Annotated in this window: 19 protein-coding genes; 5 read left to right on the top strand and 14 right to left on the bottom strand. The window is 69.4% G+C overall.

Annotated features, from left to right (window positions below; all coding sequences use genetic code 11):
* Nucleotides 1-2: 2 nt before the first annotated feature.
* From BLS95_RS51055 to BLS95_RS51045, 3 genes are all read right to left on the bottom strand, one after another.
* Entirely contained in the window at nucleotides 3-1,022 is a 1,020-nt protein-coding gene (locus BLS95_RS51055) for a hypothetical protein (RefSeq protein WP_143044264.1), read from the bottom strand.
* A 419-nt stretch (nucleotides 1,023-1,441) separates the two neighbouring features.
* Nucleotides 1,442-2,278 (bottom strand): class F sortase, encoded by an 837-nt coding sequence (locus tag BLS95_RS51050; protein WP_090946886.1) that lies wholly within the window; start codon nucleotides 2,276-2,278, stop codon nucleotides 1,442-1,444.
* The gene (locus BLS95_RS51045) at nucleotides 2,278-3,513 is read right to left on the bottom strand and encodes a hypothetical protein (RefSeq protein ID WP_090946885.1); all 1,236 of its coding nucleotides are present in this window, start codon (nucleotides 3,511-3,513) and stop codon (nucleotides 2,278-2,280) included. Before BLS95_RS51045 ends, BLS95_RS51050 begins: the two co-directional genes overlap by 1 nt.
* A gap of 285 nt (nucleotides 3,514-3,798) precedes the next feature.
* On the opposite strand from BLS95_RS51045, the gene BLS95_RS51040 reads away from it, so the two are divergent.
* Nucleotides 3,799-4,944, top strand: coding sequence for an acyl-CoA dehydrogenase family protein (locus BLS95_RS51040; RefSeq protein WP_090946884.1), 1,146 nt, complete (start codon nucleotides 3,799-3,801; stop codon nucleotides 4,942-4,944).
* A 38-nt stretch (nucleotides 4,945-4,982) separates the two neighbouring features.
* Nucleotides 4,983-5,144 carry a hypothetical protein gene (locus tag BLS95_RS56530; RefSeq protein ID WP_176993860.1) on the top strand — a complete coding sequence of 54 codons (162 nt, stop codon included), beginning with the start codon at nucleotides 4,983-4,985 and terminating at the stop codon, nucleotides 5,142-5,144.
* On the opposite strand, the gene BLS95_RS51035 is transcribed toward BLS95_RS56530, so the two are convergent.
* The 3 genes from BLS95_RS51035 to BLS95_RS51025 all read right to left on the bottom strand — a co-directional run bounded on the left by BLS95_RS51035 (nucleotide 5,141) and on the right by BLS95_RS51025 (nucleotide 8,981).
* The gene (locus tag BLS95_RS51035) at nucleotides 5,141-5,914 is read right to left on the bottom strand and encodes an alpha/beta fold hydrolase (protein WP_090946883.1); all 774 of its coding nucleotides are present in this window, start codon (nucleotides 5,912-5,914) and stop codon (nucleotides 5,141-5,143) included. The genes BLS95_RS56530 and BLS95_RS51035 overlap by 4 nt on opposite strands.
* Nucleotides 5,915-5,930: 16 nt before the next feature.
* On the bottom strand, nucleotides 5,931-8,153 hold the full coding sequence (locus BLS95_RS51030) for an ATP-binding SpoIIE family protein phosphatase (RefSeq protein WP_090946882.1): 2,223 nt from the start codon (nucleotides 8,151-8,153) through the stop codon (nucleotides 5,931-5,933).
* Between the two features lie 123 nt (nucleotides 8,154-8,276).
* A complete protein-coding gene (locus tag BLS95_RS51025; protein WP_090946881.1) occupies nucleotides 8,277-8,981 on the bottom strand; it encodes an iron-dependent transcriptional repressor DtxR in 705 nt (234 codons plus the stop codon).
* A gap of 100 nt (nucleotides 8,982-9,081) precedes the next feature.
* On the opposite strand from BLS95_RS51025, the gene BLS95_RS51020 reads away from it, so the two are divergent.
* Complete coding sequence (locus BLS95_RS51020) at nucleotides 9,082-9,717, top strand: UdgX family uracil-DNA binding protein (RefSeq protein WP_090946880.1); 636 nt, start codon at nucleotides 9,082-9,084, stop codon at nucleotides 9,715-9,717.
* Here the strand turns inward: BLS95_RS51020 and BLS95_RS51015 are convergent.
* Together BLS95_RS51015 and pdxH are read right to left on the bottom strand one after the other, a co-directional pair.
* Nucleotides 9,674-10,921 (bottom strand): MFS transporter, encoded by a 1,248-nt coding sequence (locus BLS95_RS51015; protein WP_281250143.1) that lies wholly within the window; start codon nucleotides 10,919-10,921, stop codon nucleotides 9,674-9,676. The two genes, BLS95_RS51020 and BLS95_RS51015, sit on opposite strands and share 44 nt — an antisense overlap.
* 10 nt (nucleotides 10,922-10,931) lie before the next feature.
* Entirely contained in the window at nucleotides 10,932-11,585 is a 654-nt protein-coding gene (pdxH, locus tag BLS95_RS51010) for a pyridoxamine 5'-phosphate oxidase (RefSeq protein ID WP_090946879.1), read from the bottom strand.
* A 181-nt stretch (nucleotides 11,586-11,766) separates the two neighbouring features.
* Here pdxH and BLS95_RS51005 point away from each other — a divergent pair, with 181 nt between their 5' ends.
* Nucleotides 11,767-12,873: a citrate synthase 2 gene (locus BLS95_RS51005; protein WP_090946878.1), complete on the top strand. Its 1,107-nt coding sequence runs from the start codon at nucleotides 11,767-11,769 to the stop codon at nucleotides 12,871-12,873.
* Nucleotides 12,874-13,127: 254 nt separating this feature from the next.
* Complete coding sequence (gene serC, locus BLS95_RS51000) at nucleotides 13,128-14,237, top strand: phosphoserine transaminase (RefSeq protein ID WP_090946877.1); 1,110 nt, start codon at nucleotides 13,128-13,130, stop codon at nucleotides 14,235-14,237.
* A gap of 44 nt (nucleotides 14,238-14,281) precedes the next feature.
* Here serC and BLS95_RS50995 read toward each other — a convergent pair whose 3' ends face one another.
* The 6 genes from BLS95_RS50995 to cbiQ all read right to left on the bottom strand — a co-directional run bounded on the left by BLS95_RS50995 (nucleotide 14,282) and on the right by cbiQ (nucleotide 18,539).
* Nucleotides 14,282-14,911, bottom strand: a complete 630-nt coding sequence (locus BLS95_RS50995; protein WP_090946876.1) for a rhomboid family intramembrane serine protease — start codon at nucleotides 14,909-14,911, stop codon at nucleotides 14,282-14,284.
* A gap of 104 nt (nucleotides 14,912-15,015) precedes the next feature.
* Nucleotides 15,016-15,780, bottom strand: a complete 765-nt coding sequence (locus BLS95_RS50990; protein ID WP_090946875.1) for a crotonase/enoyl-CoA hydratase family protein — start codon at nucleotides 15,778-15,780, stop codon at nucleotides 15,016-15,018.
* Between the two features lie 6 nt (nucleotides 15,781-15,786).
* Nucleotides 15,787-16,560 carry an SDR family NAD(P)-dependent oxidoreductase gene (locus BLS95_RS50985; protein ID WP_090946874.1) on the bottom strand — a complete coding sequence of 258 codons (774 nt, stop codon included), beginning with the start codon at nucleotides 16,558-16,560 and terminating at the stop codon, nucleotides 15,787-15,789.
* Between the two features lie 48 nt (nucleotides 16,561-16,608).
* Complete coding sequence (locus BLS95_RS50980) at nucleotides 16,609-16,947, bottom strand: STAS domain-containing protein (RefSeq protein WP_090946873.1); 339 nt, start codon at nucleotides 16,945-16,947, stop codon at nucleotides 16,609-16,611.
* Between the two features lie 96 nt (nucleotides 16,948-17,043).
* On the bottom strand, nucleotides 17,044-17,778 hold the full coding sequence (locus BLS95_RS50975; RefSeq protein WP_090946872.1) for an energy-coupling factor ABC transporter ATP-binding protein: 735 nt from the start codon (nucleotides 17,776-17,778) through the stop codon (nucleotides 17,044-17,046).
* 5 nt (nucleotides 17,779-17,783) lie between these two features.
* On the bottom strand, nucleotides 17,784-18,539 hold the full coding sequence (gene cbiQ / locus BLS95_RS50970) for a cobalt ECF transporter T component CbiQ (protein ID WP_090946871.1): 756 nt from the start codon (nucleotides 18,537-18,539) through the stop codon (nucleotides 17,784-17,786).
* Nucleotides 18,540-18,542 lie beyond the last annotated feature (3 nt).

Here is an 18,542-nt window from a genome sequence, read left to right as displayed (position 1 = left end):
CGTCAACCTCGGATGGAACGACGACGCAAGATCAGCCCGCCCGCCGCGGCGGCGCCGATCAGAGCGACGCCCGTCAGGATGAACATCCGCCCGTCAGGACCCATCATGCCACCGGCACCGGTGTCGGCCCCAGCCTTGGGAGTCTGGGAGGTCCGCCTGCTGGTGGGCGTGACGGTCACCGTCGCGGTGCTGGTCCTCGTGGCCGTGGGGCTGGTGGTGGTGGGGCTGGGGCTGGGGCTCGGGCTCGTCGTGGCGGCGGCCACCTGGAACGTGTAGGTCTTGAGGTCGGACGTGGGCGCGACACACCTGATCGCCGGTGCCGTCGTGGTGCCGGTCGTGGCCGCGCCGAACACCAGGTCACCAGGGGTGATGGTCACCGTGCCGGTGGAGGTGGGCTTCACCTTGACGGTGACCTGGGGAATGGTCGTGATGTCGTTGCCCACCGTCACGCTGGTGAGGGTGGCCTCCCCGGTCGCGGTGGACGGAGATCCCGCGCCACTCGCCTTCAGGGTGGCGAACACCTTCGCGCCGGTGGTGGGGAACCCGGTGGGGACCGTCAACGGGTCGCCGGTGTTCTCGACGGTGCCCTTCCAGGTGATGGAGGCGTCGGCGTTGGCGGTGGCGCTGGTCGGCATCGTCATCTCGACCCTGACGTCCACGTCGGCCGGGTAGAGGTTGTCGGGGTCGCTGGCGGTGTCCGGGGAGAGGTTGCAGGTGTAGGTGACGACATCCTCGTCGTCGTTGCCACCGCCATTCGTCCCGATGGGCACGTCAAGGACTTCGGTGGAGGTCGTCGTGCACGTGGTTGTGGTGGTGGTCGGCTGGGCGAGGCTCAGCACCAAGTTGCCGGGGTCCACGCTCACCTTGCTGGTGGTGCCCGCCGGCACTGTCACCCTGTAGACCACTTCCTTGGCGGGCACCGTGACACTGGTCGTGACCGCTGCCCCGGTCTTGACTCCCGGGTCCTGGATCGAGCCCGGCGTGGGCACCAGCGTGGCGTTGACCTGCAAGGTGGTCTGCATCGTGGGAGCAGACGCAAGGGTCAGCTGCGGGATGCTCACAGTGAGATCGAAGGTCGAACCTGCCGTCACTGAGTTCGGTGCCCTGAGCCCGACGTTGATCGTTTGAGCGGTCGTGTTGAGCATCGTGCCGGGACACGTGTAGCTGAACTGCTTGGTCACGTCTGCCAAGGCCGCCGTCGGTGTCGAGAGGATGAAGATGGAGCCGACAAAGGCGACGAGCGTGCCCATCAATCCCAAAGCCGAGGTCTTTAGGGCGAGGCGGCGCCACGCCTGGGACGTAAGCACGAGTCCATCTCCGTTTCGCAACAGTGGCAACAGTCGTGCCAGAATTCCAGCCCTTGGTCACAGCTAGGTTGAGATCCTACGAACTGTCCCTGTCAACTTCCGGGAAACGGCCAAAACCGCCCCAACTTCCTTCCTCAGCCCTTCTTCTTCGACAACGTTGCGTACACGATGATGTTGTCCGTGTAACTGTGCGCCTTGGAGTTGAAGACTCCACCACAGGTGATGAGCCTCAGCTGAGAGTCATTCGTCGACCCGTACACGCGGGATGTCGGGAACGAGGTTTTGCCGGCCTGCTCGATCCCGCTCACCGTGAAGCGGGCGACCTTCTTGTCCGACCGGTACACGTAGATCTGGTCGCCCTTGGACAGCTCGCGCAGGCGCTCGAAGACGGCGGGGCCCTTACGGGTGCTCACGTGGCCGTTGATGACCGCGGGGCCGATCTCGCCGGGCAGCGGTGCGCCGTTGTACCAGCCGGTCAGGCCCGGCTTGCTCAGCGGCGGGACACCCAGCTCGCCCTTGGTCATGCCCACCGCGCCGATCGGGGCGTTGACCTTGATCTTGGGGATCTTGATGCGGATCGGCTTGGCCTTGGCCTTGGCGGTCTTGGTCTTGGGCGGGGTGAACGGGGAGACGAAGGGCGCTGCCGCCAGCGGCGGGGGTGCGTCCAGGCGGGCGGCGGTCAGGGGCACGTTCTCGCCGCCGGGGCCGACGGTCGCCGGGAGCACGAACGCGCCCGCGTTCGCCACCTCCACCTTCGTCGGCTCGGTCTTGGCCGCCGCGAGCGACTCCGAGCCGTCGTCCACCTGGGGTGCCAGCGAGAGCAGGCTCACCATGACGATGCCGACACCGCCCAGGGAGCCGGCGACCAGCAGCCCGGGGAGCGCCCGCTGCATCGGCGTCTGCTCCGGCTTCTCCGGCTTCTCCACTTTCTCCGGCTGTTCCGGCTGCTCCGCCTTGTCCTGCTCGGCCATCACTTCCTCCCTCCCACGTGCTCACCCGCGCGCCGGCGCAGCATCAGGCCGCCGCCGACACTGCCCATCAGCAGCACCGCCCCGCCGGCCACGAGCCCGAACGGCGGGCCGACCGGATCCGGCGCCTCACCGGTGTCCACGCCGCCCTGGGGCGTCCTGGCCACCTGAGCCCTGGCGTACTTGGTCGCGGTCGGGCCGGTGGTCCTCGGCGTGGCCGACGTCGAGCCCATCACCAGCACGCTCACGTGGTCCGGGCCGCCGTTCTGCGAGTCGTCCTGCGGGTCGTCGTCGTTGGGGTCATCGTTGGGCGGATCGTCGTTGCCCGGATCCTCGTCCGTCGGTTCCTCCGTCGGTTCGTCGGTCGGATCCTCGGTCGGGTCGTCGGTGGGGCCCGAGACGGTGATCTCGATGACGCCCGGGTCGTTCACCAACTGGCACGTGGCCTGGTCATGGGTCGGCGGCGCGGTGATACCGCTGGTGGTGACGCGGAAGGCGTCCACGTAGGCGGGCTTGTCCTCGATGTTGACGATCTCGATGGTGTGCGGCCCGTATTCCAGCTCCGGCGACGTCCAGAGAACCTCCTGGGTCTCCGTGCCGATCATGGGCTGGCCCGCGCGGTTCTTCCCCGGCTCGACCGGCGGGTCGGTGACCGGCTGGCCGTCGAGGATCACTCGGATCGGTCCAAGGTCTGGCGCGCGCCGGCCGATGTACTCCACTTTCGTGCCGGTGAACCGCAGTTTGGCGATCTCGCCTGCCGTGCTCGTCTTGGTCACGTCGTTGACGTGGTCGCCATACTGCTCCTCGGTGTGCTCCCACGCCCAGCCGGCGGTGAAGTCCACGCCGGGCTTGTCGTTGACCATGGCCTCGCCCTCGGCGGGCGTGAACCTGACGGCCAGCGCGCCGGGCTTGAAGCGAATGGTCCCCGACCGGTCGATGGAGCCCTGGTCCGACAGCCCCTCAGGAAGTTCGAGGAAGTCTCCCGGCACCAGTTCGCCCTGTTCCTGGTCGCCCTGGGGACGGAGTTGGCCGTTCCAGGCGCCGCTGATGTCCACGACGCCGTCGAGGCTGAGCAAGGAGCCCTCGGAGAAGTAGCCGGGCGAACCGAACCTCCGCTGGCCCTTGTAGGACATGGCCCAGCCGACGTTCATGAGCCCGCCTTCGACCTGCGGGGTCATCCGGGCTTCCAGCTCCACCCCCGCGCCCGCGATCCCGCCGGTGCAGCGGTAGTTGGCCACCAGGGACGTCTGAGCCTGGCTGGGAATCGAGGAGGTTACGACGAATGCCGCGGCCGCCGCCGCACCAACCGAAGTAGCGACTAACGCCTTGCGCCATCGACTCACGGAAGACTCCGATCACCCAAGGAAGGACCGAGGGTAGATCTTAGGGTCGAAAACCCCTGCAACACATGGCATTCCTGGACTCGTCCGGCACTTGTGATGAACCCGTGTCCAGGGGTGCCCGTCGGCCCGGAAATCGGGGTATACCTGCCAGTAACAGAATTCCATTCGGGAGGCTTACCGATGCAGCGAGACCTCTTCGACGAGGAGCACCTGCTCTTCCGCGAGACCGTACGGGAGTTCATGGCCCGTGAGGTCGTGCCCCACCACGGCCAGTGGGAGAAGGACGGCATCGTGCCGCGCGAGGTCTGGAAGAAGGCCGGCGAACTCGGCATGTTCGGGTTCTCGGTGCCGGAGGAGTACGGCGGCGCGGGCATCACCGACTTCCGGTACAACGCGGTCATCCTCGAGGAGATCATGCGGCATGGGGCGACCGGGCTCGGGTTCTCGCTGCACAACGACGTCATGGCCCCGTACCTGGTGGATCTGACCGACGACGAGCAGAAGCAGCGGTGGCTGCCCGGCTTCGCCGCCGGGGAGCTGATCACGGCCATCGCGATGAGCGAGCCAGGCGCCGGCAGCGACCTGCAGGGCATCAGGACCACGGCGCTCCCCAAGGGGGATCATTACCTGGTCAACGGGCAGAAGACGTTCATCACGAACGGCGTCAACGCCGACCTCGTCGTCGTGGTGGCCAAGACCGACCCCACAGCAGGTGCCAGGGGCACGACGCTGCTGGTCGTGGAGCGGGGCATGGAGGGCTTCTCCCGCGGGCGCAACCTGGAGAAGGTCGGCATGAAGGCCCAGGACACGGCCGAGCTGTTCTTCGAGAACGTACGCGTGCCCACCGCCAACCGCCTCGGCCCCCGCGACGGCGAGGGCTTCGCCCAGCTCATGAACAACCTGCCCCAGGAGCGCCTGTCGATCGCCGTGGCGGCGGTGGCCGCGGCCGAGACCGTGCTGGAGCAGACCATCGAATACTGCAAGACCCGCCAGGCGTTCGGCCGGAACCTCGGATCCTTCCAGAACACCCGGTTCGTCCTGGCGGAGCTGGCCACGGAGACCGAGATCGCCCGCCACTACGTCGACAAGTGCGTACGCGCGCTCAACGCCCGCGAGCTGACCGCCGTGGACGCCGCCAAGGCCAAGTGGTGGACCACCGAACTGCAGACCAAGGTCATCGACCGCTGTCTCCAGCTGCACGGCGGCTACGGCTACATGATGGAGTATCCGGTGGCCCGCGCCTGGCTGGACAGCCGGGTGCAGACGATCTACGGCGGCACCACGGAGATCATGAAGGAGATCATCGGGCGCTCGTTCGGTTTCTGACCGCACGGTGAGGCCGTCCGCGCCGCATACTGGAGACCATGGACGGCGGCCTGATCCTCCTGGTTTTCCTGGCGTTCCTGTTCGCCTGGGGCCTCAACCGCGTGCGCCGGGCGATCCGCCTGGGGCCGGTCGGCTATGTGGGGGTGATGGTCGTCTTCGTCATCGTCATGCTGCTCATCTGGGGCCAGACGATGCGCTAGCGGCCGGCCTCCAGGATGACGCGCGCCACGAGCTCGGGATCGTCGCTCATCGGCACGTGCCCGCAGCCCTTCAGCAGTTTGACCCGCTGCCCCGACCACCGCGCCGCGCGCACCGCCTGGCGGCACGGCAGCAGCCGGTCGTGCTCGCCCCAGGCGATCGTGATGGGCGACTTCGGCGGCGCCGGCGGCATCAGCCCGCCGAACGACTCCAGCGTCTCGTCGAAGCCGGCCGCCCCGCCCAGCGCCCGCGTGGCGGCGACCAGCGCGGCGGGCTCCAGCCGGGACGGGTGGGCCACCAGGAGCCCGGCGGACAGCGCCCGCAGGAGCCGGTTGCCCGCCATCCTGGCGTGCTGCTCGACGGGCAGCGACCGGGCCAAGGCACGCATGGCCCGCAGCACCGACTGGCAGTAGAGCAGCTCGGGGCGGGACCAGAAGCCGACCGGCGACAGCGCGGTGGCCGAGCTCACGACGCCGCGCGAGGCCAGCTCCAGCGCCACGTAGCCGCCCAGCGAGTTGCCCGCCACGTGCGGGTCGCGCAGGCCGAGCAGCGAGCAGAACGACTCGACCGCGTCGGCCAGCGCCTCGGCGGTGTAGGGAGTCCTGGCGGGCAGGCCGGGCGACACCCCGAAGCCCGGCAGGTCGATCGCGACGACCGTGCGAGCGGTGGCCAGCCGGTCGAGCACCGGCAGCCACGCCTGCCAGTGGTGGCCGATGCCGTGGATGAGGATCAGCGGCTCGCCGGTGCCCCGTCGTTCGTAGGCCAGCTCCATGCCGCCAGTGAATCACTCACCTGCTGCGCGTGGGAATCTCGAACCAGACGGCTTTGCCTTCCCTGGTAGGACGCGATCCCCATCGCCTGGCGAGCTGGTCGACCAGGTAAAGGCCGCGCCCGCCCTCGTCGTTCTCGCCGGCGCTGCGGATCCGAGGCAGGCGCAGGTCCTGGTCGAACACCTCGACCCAGACCGACTCCTCGCCTCTGCGCAACCTCAGCGTGAACTCCTTGTCGCCGACCGCCTCGTCCTCGAAGCCCGGCACGTCCCAGGACTCCTCGAACGGCAGCGGCGGCCCCTCCACGACCAGCTCCCTGCGCGGCACGTTGGCGGTGGAGGCGTGCAGCACCACGTTGGTCACGACCTCGGAGACCAGCAGACAGGCCAGCTCGGCCCGCTCCTCCGGCACGTTCCACCCGGAGAAGGCCTCCGCGGCCATCCGGCGCGCCTCGCCCACCATGATCGGCTGGGCCGGGAACGTGCGCTCCTCCACGTCGAGGTTCACGTCGCTGGAGCGGACGACCAGGATCGCCATGTCGTCGTCGATCTCGCCGGGCACCGCCACCGTGGCGGCCTCGGCGACCCGCTCGACCTCGGCGTCGGCCACCTTGGAGAGCTTGTCGCAGAGCACGCCGAGCGTCTCCTCGTCGCTCGGCATCCTGCCGTCGCGGCCGGGCCGGCGGTCGACCAGGCCGTCGGTGTAGAGCAGCAGCGCCGCGCCCGGCGGCAGCGTACGGGTCTCCTCCTTGTAGACCAGGTCGGCGTGCATGCCCTTGGCACGCACCCCGAGCGGCTGGCCCACCTCCTCGATGTCGAGCTCCACGCACTGGCCGTCGGCCAGCAGCAGCGGCGGCGCGTGCCCGGCGTTGGCGAAGGACAGCTGCCGGGACCAGGCGTCGTAGACGAGGTATTGACAGGTCACGATGGGCGGGATGCTGACGTCCGCGCCGTTGTCGTCCTGCTCGGGGGTGGCGATGATGCGGGTCCACTCGTCGAGCCTGGCCAGGATGTCGGCGGGCGACTTGTCGTCCTGGGCGAAGGCCCGCAGCGCCGCTCTGAGCTGGCCCATGATGGCCGCCGCCTTGGCGCCCCGGCCCTCGACGTCGCCGATCACGATGCCGACGCGGCCGGCCGAGAGCGGGATCACGTCGTACCAGTCGCCGCCGACCTGGGTCTGGATGCCCTGCCCGTGGGAGGCGAGCGGGGCCGCCGGGTAGTAGCGCACCGCGATCTGCAGGCCGTCGAGCTGGGGCAGCGCCCTGGGCAGCAGGTATTTCTGGAACGACTCGGCGGTGTGCCGCTCCTCCTCGAACAGCAGCGCGTTGTCGATCGCCAGCGCGACCCTGGTGGCGATGGCGCCGACGAAGTCGCGGTCGAAGGCGTCGTAGTGGGGGCTGCGCCGGTCGGTGAGGTTGGACAGCCCGAGATACATCAGCCCCAGCGTCTCGCCGCGCACCAGCAGCGGGGCGACGATGGCCGAGGTCATGCCGACCTCGCCGCACAACCGCGCGCTGCCCTCGTGCGGCACGGGAAATTTGCTGGTCGTGAAGTCCTCGACCAGGATCGTCTCCTGGCGGCGCAGAGCCGTGTCGGCATAGTGGCCGGTGGGGTAGCGGATCTCGGCTCCCACCGGCTTCCAGGTGCCCGCCGGCGGCGTCCATCCCTGTACGTGCTGGGAGACCCGGCGGACGAGCCTGTCACCCTCCATCAACTCGATGAAGCAGTGGTCGGCGAACTGGGGGACCAGCATCTCCGCGACGCGCTTGAGCGTCTCCTCGACGTAGAGAGAGCCGGCCAGCCGTTCGCCGATGCGCTCAAGCAGCCCGAACCGGTCCTTCTCCCGCTCGTTGCTCCGCAGCGCCTCCCTGGCCATGATGACGATGCCCGTCACCGCGCCGGAGTCGTGGCGCAGCGGCACGGCCTGGGCCCGCACGTAGACGATGGTGCCGTCGCCGCGCCTGACGTCGAACGTCCCCTCCCACACGCCGCCCTTGAGCACGTGCTTGGCCAGCTCGATGGCCTGCGGGTGATCCTTCTCCATGATCCCGAGGGACAGGACCGACGTGTCGCGCAGCGGCGACTTGCCCGGGCGCCCGAAGAGCTTCTCGGCGAACGGGTTCCAGTAGAGGAGGTTGCTGAAACGGTCGGTGACGACCACCGCCATCTCTGCATGGTCGAGCACGGAACCGGCAGCAAGGTGATCAGCCGTCTCTTGGGACAGATCCCCCCATCGCGTCATCCGGCGACCACTCCTCGGGGTGGCGTGTCTGCAAAGCGGACCACGGGCGCTCCTGCAACAGTCTTGGCCAGGGGAGAGTGGAGGGCCTCCCAAGAGGGATTCAACCAAGCAGCCGCGCGCGCGTCAGCGCTTGGAGACAAAAACGTGCGCCGCGACATCGCGCGGAAGCTCCGCGGGAGTGTCGTTCGCGTCACCGTCACCTGTCACCCGCACACCATCGTCGCTCGCCGCGAGCGTCACCTCGCGTCCGGGTTGTATCCCAACTTGCTTGAGTTTAAGCATCACCGCGGGATCCCTTTGCACTTGTTCGCTGATTCGCAGCACGACGACGGGCACGTCCCTCGGTCCCGCCACGTCGCACATCGAGATCAGGGTGTCGACGGCCACCTCCGCGGGCTCCCGCGCGCCCAGCTCGCCGAGCCCCGGGATGGGGTTGCCGTGCGGGCATTCGGTGGGGTTGTCGAGCAGCGTCACCAGGCGCGCCTCGACGGAATCCGACATGACGTGCTCCCAGCGGCACGCCTCGATGTGCACTTCCTCCCACGGAAGCCCGATGACCTGGATCAACAGGCATTCGGCGAGGCGGTGCTTGCGCATCACCCGGGTGGCGAGGGTGCGGCCCAGGTCGGTCATCGACAGGTGCCGGTCGCCTTCGACGCGGACGAGGCCGTCACGCTCCATGCGGGCGACGGTCTGGCTGACGGTGGGGCCGCTCTGCGCCAGGCGCTCTGCTATCCGGGCCCGAAGCGGGACGATGCCCTCTTCTTCGAGCTCGTAAATGGTCCGGAGATACATCTCCGTGGTGTCGATCAGGCCGTGTGCGGTCAAGGCTCCTCCCAACTGAATGTTACGCCGGTCGTGGCGGGGACTGAGCCCGTCCGCGGCGGGCACAGGAATCACGAGAACCCTATTGGGAGAACGACCGACAATGACTAAGGACGGCAACAACGGGGCGGCCCGGTTCCTTCCCGACCAGCGCGATCTCGCCTCGCTGCGCCGGGCGGCGGCCTCCTGCCAGGGTTGCGGCCTCTATCGCGACGCCACTCAGACGGTGTTCGGCGAGGGTCCGCGGGCGGCCGCGTTCATGCTCGTGGGCGAGGAACCCGGTGATCAGGAGGACCGGCAGGGGCACCCGTTCGTCGGCCCGGCGGGCCGCATATTGGACAAAGGATTGAATGAGGCAGGAATCCGGCGCGAGGACGTATATCTCACGAATGCGGTTAAGCACTTCTCTTTCACTCTGCGGGGGAAGAGGCGGATCCATCAGAAACCGACGGCGGCCGAAGTCGACGCCTGCCTGCCGTGGCTCAACGCCGAACTGGCCGTGGTCCGGCCCGAGGTGATCGTGGTGCTCGGCGCCACGGCCGGCCGGGCCCTGCTGGGGCGGGCGTTCCGGGTGACGCATCACAGGGGCGAGCCGGTGCCGCTGGGCGAGGCGCTCGCGGTGGCCACCGTCCACCCCTCGGCCGTGCTGCGCGCGCCCGACAGGGAGGCCGCGTACGCCGGCTTCCTGTCGGACCTCAGGGCTGCAGCGAACGTGCGCGGTAATTCCGGAAACCACTGACCGACAGCCCGACGACGATCACCGTGACGGCGCAGGCGATGCCGCCGCCCACCCACGCGCCGCCCAGCCCCAGCGTCGTCGCCATGGCCCCGGCGCGCAGCTCGCCCAGGCGCGGCCCGCCCGCCACCACCACCATGAACGCCCCCTGCAGCCGGCCGCGCATCTCGTCCGGCGCGTAGAGCTGCAGGATCGACTGCCGCCACACCGACGAGAACACGTCCGCCACCCCGCCCAGGGCCATGAACGCCACCAGGAGCCACAGGTCGTGCGCGAGCCCCGCGGCGGCCACGGAGAGACCCCAGATGGCGATGACGACGACCAGCCCCACCCCCTGCCGCGAGACCCGGCCCACCCAGCCGGAGAACAGCGCTCCGACGACCGAGCCGATGGCCATGGAGGAGTTCATCCAGCCGAGCGCGATCAGCGAGTCGCCGAACCGCTCGTGGGTGAGCTGCGGGAAGAGCGCCCGGGGCATGGCGAAGACCATCGCGATGATGTCCACGACGAAGGACATCAGCAGGACGGGGTGGCTCAGGATGAAGCTCAGCCCCTCGGCGACCGCGCGGGCACCCGGACGTGTCACCTCGCCCAGCGGGGGCAGTGAGGGCAGTCTGAGGGCCGCGTAGAGGCTGGCGGTGAACAGCAGGGCGTCCACCGCGTACGCGCCCGCGAAGCCGCTGACGGCCATCAGCACCGCGCCGATCATCGGCCCCGTCACCGCGCCGATGCTGTAGACCAGCGAGTTGAGCGCGTTGGCCGCCGGCACCAGCTCCGGCCGCATGATGCGCGGGATGATCGCGCCCCTGGTCGGGCCGGTGATGGCGGCGCCGGTGGAGTTCACCGCCACCGCCGCGAAGATCAGGTAGACGTTGCCCAGCCCGAACAGCGCCTGCACCAGGATGAACAGGGTGGCGGCCCAGGCGATGACCGAGCCGATGATCAGCAGCTTGCGCCGGTCGACCGCGTCCGCGATCGCCCCGCCCCACAGGCCGAAGACGATCAGCGGGATCAGGTTGGCCATGCCGAGCAGCCCCACCCAGAACGACGAGCGGGTGATCTCGAAGACCTGCTGGCCGACGGCGACCACGGTGACGCCGACGCCCAGCTGTGACACGGCCTGGCCCAACCAGATCCGACGGTACTCGGGAACGCCGAGCGGCCTGGTATCTATCAGATGTCGCCGTATCAGCTCCCCGAATGCCACTTGAGGAACATTAAGGGGCAAGCCTTTCTAGCGCCCATCCGGGTCGGACCCGCCGATACCGCAGCCTGTCATGCATCCTGTCGAGTTGTCCCTGCCAGAACTCCATCTCGATCGGCGTCACCCGGAAACCTCCCCAGAAGTCGGGCACCGGCGGGTTCTCCGGCCAGCGCGCCGCCAGTTCCTCATAGCGGTGATCCAGCTCCTCCCTGGACCGCACGACCGCCGACTGCCGCGAGGCCCAGGCCCCGATCCGGGACCCGTACGGGCGGGACTCGAAATACTCGGCGGACTCCTCGTGGGAGATCCTCGTCACAGTTCCCTCGACCCGGATCTGGCGGCGGATGGGGTGCCAGGGGAACAGCAGCGACGCGCGGGGGTTCTCGGTCAGGTCGCGGCCCTTGCGGGACTCATAGTTGGTGTAGAAGACGAATCCGCGTTCGTCGTAGCCCTTCAGCAGGACGGTACGGGCGCTGGGCCGGCCGCCAGCCGAGGCGGTGGCCAGCACCATGGCGTTGGGTTCGGGCAGTCCGGCCGCGAGCGCGTCCTGGAACCAGGCCGTGAACTGCTCGATCGGGTCGGACGCGAGGTCGGATTCGAGCAGCGGCTCGCCCTCGTACGTACGGCGAAGCCCCGCCAGCGTGGGCGGGCGCGGGGTGGCATCCACGAGACGGTATTCTTGCGCGCTCGCGTTCCGGATCCCATTCACCCCCCTCACCAGCGGGTTTGTCGTTACGGCGGGTCCAGAGACCGACCATGACCTGGGAGGGGGTTAAATTGACCCGCCGGTATCTCGACATCAAGGCATCGCGTTGCCGAAACATGGCAAGAAAGGGAGGCGGCCGAGTATGTCCGACTTCAAACCCGGGCTCGAAGGCGTCGTAGCTTTCGAGACCGAGATCGCGGAACCGGACAAAGAAGGGGGCGCCCTGCGATACCGGGGCGTCGACATCGAAGAGCTGGTCGGTCACGTCCCGTTCGGGGCCGTCTGGGGCTTGCTGGTCGACAACGCGTTCCAGCCGGGTCTACCCCCGGCGGAGCCGTACCCCATCCCCGTCCACTCCGGTGACATCCGCGTCGACGTGCAGAGTGCGCTGGCCATGCTGGCCCCCGCCTACGGCTTCAAGCCTCTGCACGACATCAGTGACGAGGAGGCCCGCGACCAGCTCGCCCGCTCCTCCGTGATGGCCCTCTCGTTCGTGGCTCAGTCCGCGCGCGGCCTCGGCCTGCCGATGGTGCCGCAGAGCCGGGTCGACGAGGCCAAGACCATCGTCGAACGCTTCATGATCCGCTGGCGCGGTGAGCCCGACCCCAGGCACGTCAGGGCCATCGACGCCTACTGGACCTCCGCTGCCGAGCACGGCATGAACGCCTCCACGTTCACCGCCCGTGTCATCGCCTCCACCGGGGCCGACGTGGCCGCCTCGCTCTCCGGCGCCGTGGGCGCCATGTCCGGTCCGCTGCACGGCGGCGCCCCCGCCCGGGTGCTGCACATGATCGAAGGCGTCGAGCAGACCGGCGACGCCAAGAAGTACGTCACGAGCGAGCTCGACAAGGGCAACCGGCTCATGGGCTTCGGCCACCGCGTCTACCGCGCCGAGGACCCGCGCGCCCGGGTGCTGCGCCGTACCGCCAAGGAGCTCGGCGCCCCGCGTTACGAGGTCGCCGCGGCGCTGGAGCAGGCCGCTCTGGAGGAGCTGCACGCCCGCAAGCCCGACCGGGTGCTCGCCACGAACGTCGAATACTGGGCGGCCGTGGTGCTCGACTTCGCCGAGGTGCCCTCGCACATGTTCACCTCGATGTTCACCTGCGCCCGCACGGCCGGCTGGGCCGCGCACATCCTGGAGCAGAAGCGCACGGGCCGGCTGGTCCGCCCCAGCGCCACCTACACCGGCCCCTCCTCGCGACCGCTGGGCGACGTGCCCGGCGCCGACGCGGTGGTCGGCCGGCTCTGATCCCCACGGGATCCCCCACAAGATCCCCCACGGCTACCGCGCGGCGCGTACCGCGCGGTAGCCCACCCGCCCGGGACGGTGCGGTGAGGACCTCAGCGCCGTCCATGGCCATCTCGCCTCATGTGTCTTGGCAGGAACCCCGGCTCGTCAAGCTCCGGCGCCGTCCTGACCTGGCGTTGATGGGTGAAACTTTCACCGTCTCAGAACCCGGACCGCGTTCGGGTCATCGCACAGCGCTCGGTAGGCTCCACTACGTGGCTGACATCGTGATTCCCGCTGACATCAAGCCCGCCGACGGCCGATTCGGCTGTGGGCCCTCGAAGGTTCGCACCGAGCAACTGGCCGCGCTCGCCGCCTCCGGCGCGAGCCTCATGGGCACGTCCCACCGCCAGAAGCCGGTCAAGGACCTGGTCGGCCGCGTCCGCTCCGGGCTCGCCGACCTGTTCTCGCTGCCCGAGGGCTACCAGGTCGTGCTGGGCAACGGCGGCACCACCGCGTTCTGGGACATCGCGGCCTTCGGGCTCATCCGCGACAAGTCGCAGCACCTGTCCTTCGGTGAGTTCTCCTCGAAGTTCGCCGCGGTGGCCAAGAAGGCGCCCTGGCTGGCCGACCCGAGCGTCATCAAGTCCGAGGTGGGCACCCACCCGGCGGCCGTCGCCGAGGACGGCGTGGACGCCTACGCGCTCACCCACAACGAGACCTCGACCGGCGTGGCCATGCCGATCAAGCGCGTGGGCGGCGGCGACTCGCTGGTGCTCGTGGACGCCACCTCCGGCGCCGGCGGCCTGCCCGTCGACCTCGCCGAGACCGACGTCTACTACTTCGCCCCGCAGAAGAGCTTCGCCTCCGACGGCGGCCTGTGGATCGCGATCATGTCGCCGCGCGCCCTGGCCAGGGTCGAGGAGATCGCCGCGACCGACCGCTACGTGCCGGAGTTCTTCAGCCTGCCGGTCGCGATCGACAACTCCGCCAAGGACCAGACCTACAACACGCCGGCCGTGGCGACGCTGTTCCTGCTGGCCGACCAGCTCGACTGGATGAACGCCGGCGGCGGCCTGGCCTGGACCACCGCCCGCACGGCCGACTCCAGCCAGCGCCTCTACACGTGGGCCGACAAGTCGTCCTACGCCACGCCGTTCGCCGCCCCCGAGTTCCGCTCGCAGGTGGTCGGCACGATCGACTTCTCCGACGACGTCGACGCCGCCGCGGTGGCCAAGGTGCTGCGCGCCAACGGCATCGTCGACACCGAGCCCTACCGCAAGCTGGGCCGCAACCAACTGCGCATCGCGATGTTCCCGGCCATCGACCCGGCCGACGTCGAGGCGCTGACGGTCTGCATCGACCACGTGGTCGAGCGCCTCTAATCCGGCTCGCCGCGGAGGAGGGCGAGCGCCCTCCTCCGCCGCCGTCAGTACGCCCTGGCGGGCGGGAGGGCCCGCTTGCGGCGCAGCACCCAGCCGGCGACCAGGCCGCCGATGAGCCCGAACAGGTGCCCCTGCCAGGAGATGCCCTGCTGGTTGGGCAGCAGGCCGGCCAGGATCCCGTAGTAGGCGATTCCCACGCCGACCGCGATGGCCAGGTCGAGCAGGCGACGGTCGAACACGCCGCGCGCCAGGATATAGCCGAAATAGCCGAAGACCAGGCCGCTCGCGCCCACCGTGTAGACGCCCGGGCTGGTCAGCCAGGTGCCGAGGCCGCCGATGAAGATGATCAGCACGCTGGCCCAGAGGAACTTGCGCACGTCACGCAGCCCGGCCAGGAAGCCCAGGACCAGCAGCGGCAGCGAGTTGGCCATGAGATGGCCGAAGCCACCGTGCAGGAACGGCGCGAACAGGATGCCGACCAGCCCGTCCGGCTCCCACCCGACGATGCCGAACTCCCGGTCGAGCGCGCCGTTGAGGAAGAAGTCGACGCCCTCGACCGCCCACATCACGGCGAGCATGGCGACCACGATGATGAGCGCGCTCAACGCACCGGAGAGAAGGGCGCCGGCGCCGCGCTTGGCCGAGTCGAACCTGGAACCCGAATAGTCGCTCATGCGCTCTCCCGGTACGTCGTCACCTCTTTTTACCGTACGCAGGAAAGCGCTATGCGCGCGCTAAAAGTGCCCCTCCCGCTCCGCGCGGAGCCGGGAGGGACCTGTCACTCGCCCTTCCACTGGGGCGCGCGCTTCTCGGCGAAGGCGGCGGCGCCCTCCATGGCGTCCTTCGAGCCGAAGACCGGGCCGATGATCGCGCTCTGCTTCTTGAACATCTCCTCGCGCGACCAGTCCTGCGACTCCATGACCACCCGCTTGGTCGCGGCCAGCGCCAGCGGGGCGTTGGCGGCGATCTTGCGCGCCAGTTCGAGCGCCCCCTCCAGCGCCTGGCCCGGCTCGGTGATCCGGTTGACCAGGCCGAGCTCGTACAGGCGGGAGGCCGGGTAGTGCTCGCCGGTCAGCGCGATCTCCATGGCCACGTGGTACGGGATCCGGCGCGGCAGCCGCATGATGCCGCCCGCGCCCGCCACCAGCCCGCGCTTGGGCTCCGGCAGCCCGAACGTGGCGGCCGACGACGCGACGATGAGGTCGCAGGCCAGGGCCATCTCGAACCCGCCCGCCAGCGCGTAGCCCTCCACGGCGGCCACCAGCGGCTTCTTCGGCGGCGCCTCGGTCAGCCCGCCGAAGCCGCGCCCCTCGACCACGGGGAAGTCACCGCTGAGGAACCCCTTCAGGTCCATCCCCGCGGAGAAGGTGCCCTCGGCACCCGTCAGGACGTACGCGGAAATGTCGGGTCGGCCGTCCAGCGTGTCCAGTGCGCCGGCGATCCCCCGCGCCACCGCCCCGTTCACGGCGTTGCGTGCCCTGGGCCGGTTGATCGTGATGATCGCGACGTTCCCGGACTCCTCGATGAGCACTTCGTCAGACACGAGACCTCACTTGGGCTGGAAGCGGATGCCGCCGTCGAAGCGGACGACCTCGGCGTTCATGTAGTCGTTCTCGATCAGCGAGCGCACCAGGTGGGCGAACTCTCCGGCCCGTCCCATGCGCTTGGGGAAGACCACCGGCGCCACCAGCTTGGCCTTGAACTCCTCGGCGTTGGCCGAGAAGCCGTAGATCGGGGTGTCGATGATGCCGGGGCAGATCGTGTTCACCCGCACGCCGATCGCGGCCAGGTCGCGCGCCGCGGGCACCGTCATGCCCACGATGCCGCCCTTGGAGGCCGAGTAGGCCAGTTGCCCTGTCTGCCCCTCCAGCGCGGCCACGGACGCGGTGTTGATCACCACGCCGCGCTGCCCGTCCTCGTCGGCCGGCTCGGTCTTGGCGATGGCCGCCGCGGCGATGCGCATGAGGTTGAACGTGCCGATCAGGTTGACCTCGATGACCTTGCGGTAGGAGGCCGGGCTGTGCGGCTTGCCCTCCCGGTTGACCGTGCGCTCGGCCCAACCGATGCCGGCGCTGTTGACGACCACGCGCAGCGGCTTGCCGGTGGCCACCGCGGCCTCCACCGCCGCCTGCACCTGCTCGTCGTCCGACACGTCCGTCTTGACGAAGACCCCGCCGATCTCGTCGGCGACGGCCTTGCCACGCTCCTCGTTGAGGTCCGCCACGACCACGGTGGCGCCCGCGCGGGCCAGCTCGCGGGCCGTCGCCTCGCCGAGCCCGCTGGCGCCGCCGGAGATGATTGCTGCAGATCCGTTCACGTCCATATCCCGGACCCTAACCCGCCTACCGAATGAAGTTCTACTCGGGGGCGGTTAAATCTCCCCCACGGCGCTGTCCACGTCGGAGTACACCTTGATCCGCCGGTCCAGCCCGGTCGTGCGGAGAATGCGCGCCACCGGCGCCTGGGGCGCCGCCAGGGACACGCCGCCGCCCTCTCCCGTCGCCAGCCGCCAGGCCTCGATCAGCACCGACAGGCCGCTGGAATCCATGAACGACAGCTGCTGCAGATCGAGCACGAGCCTGGCGCCGTCCTGCTTGATGGCATCACGCACCTCGTCGCGCAGGAACGGTGCGGTGAACAGGTCAAGCTCTCCCTCAACGGCCACCACCACGGCATCGCCCAGGGCGTGTCGCGCAAGCCGCAGCTTCATTTGGCCCCTCCTCGATGAGCCACTGTACTTCGACATCCCCGGATAGCGGGCACGGACAAACTATGAACAAGCTGATAGATCAGGCGCAATTGGCCCTCAAACCGCGGGAATGGCGAAGCCGTACGGGAGCTCCAGGCGGTGCGCGGCCAGCAGCTCGGTGTCCGCGAGCAGCTCACGGGTGGGGCCGTCCGCGGCGATCACGCCACCGGAGAGGATGAGCGAGCGCTCGCACAACTCCAGCGCGTACGGAAGATCGTGCGTCACCATGAGCACCGTCACCTCCAGGGAGCGCAGGATCTCCGCCAGCTCCCGGCGGGCGGCCGGGTCCAGGTTGGAGGAGGGCTCGTCGAGCACCAGGATCTCGGGCGCCATCGCGAGCACCGTGGCCACCGCCACCCGGCGCCGCTGCCCGAACGACAGGTGGTGCGGCGGCCGGTCGGCGGCCTCCAGCATGCCGACCCGGTCCAGCGCGTCCTTGACCACCCGGTCCAGCTCCTCGCCCCGCAGCCCCGCGTTGGCCGGGCCGAAGGCCACGTCGTCCCGGACCGTGGGCATGAAGAGCTGGTCGTCGGGATCCTGGAACACCAGGCCGACGCGCTGCCTGATCTCCTTGAGCGTGTCCTTGCGCACCGGGGTGCCCGCCACGGCCACACTGCCGTGCCCTGCGGTGAGAATGCCGTTGAGGTGCATGACGAGCGTGGTCTTGCCGGCGCCGTTCGGGCCGAGCAGGGCCACCCGCTCGCCGCGGGCGATCGACAGGTCCACGCCGAACAGCGCCTGCGTGCCGTCGGGATAGGCATAGGCGAGCTGCTTGACTTCCAGGGAGTGCACAGAGGTCACAGGGCGAGTCCCAACACTGCGAGGGCGACGGCGGGCAGGGCGAGCGCGGCGCTCCACTGTCTAGCAGATGCCGAAATATCCTGAATTATCGGCATCTGACCTGAGTATCCCCGGCTCAGCATGGCCAGGTGCACCCGCTCCCCCCGCTCGTACGAGCGGATGAACAGCGCCCCGGCGGACCTGGCGATCACCGGGATCTGCCGGAAGTCGCGCGCCGCGAACCCGCGCGACTCCCTGGCCACCCGCATCCGCCGCATCTCGTCCACGATCACGTCGAGGTAGCGCAGCATGAACATGGCGATCTGCACCAGCAGGCTCGGCAGCCTGAGCCGCTGCGCCCCGATGAGGATCACCCGCGGCTCCGTGGTGGCCGCCAGCAGCACCGAGGCGATCACCCCGAGCGTGGCCTTGGCCAGGATGTTCCAGGCCGCCCAGAGCCCCGGCACGCTCAGCGAGAGGCCCAGCACCGTGGTCCGCTCCCCCATCCCGATGATCGGGATGAGGAACGCGAACACCACGAAGGGAAGCTCGATCGCCATCCGCCGCGCGACGTATCCCGGAGGCACCCGCGCGACCACCGCCACCGCCAGAAGCAGGACGGCGTAGCCGGCGAACGCCCAGAAGCGCTCGCGCGGCGTGGCCACCACCACGACGGCGAAGGCGAGCACGGCCAGCAGCTTGCACTGCGGCGGCAGCCGGTGCACGACCGAGTCGCCCGGCAGGTAGAGCCGGTGATGATGCCCAGCGCCCACGAA

The sequence above is a fragment of the Nonomuraea jiangxiensis genome, from assembly GCF_900099965.1.
GTDB classification, from domain to species: domain Bacteria; phylum Actinomycetota; class Actinomycetes; order Streptosporangiales; family Streptosporangiaceae; genus Nonomuraea; species Nonomuraea jiangxiensis.
The sequence above is the reverse complement of the archived record's forward strand: the minus strand, read 5'-3'. Positions and strand labels throughout refer to the sequence as shown.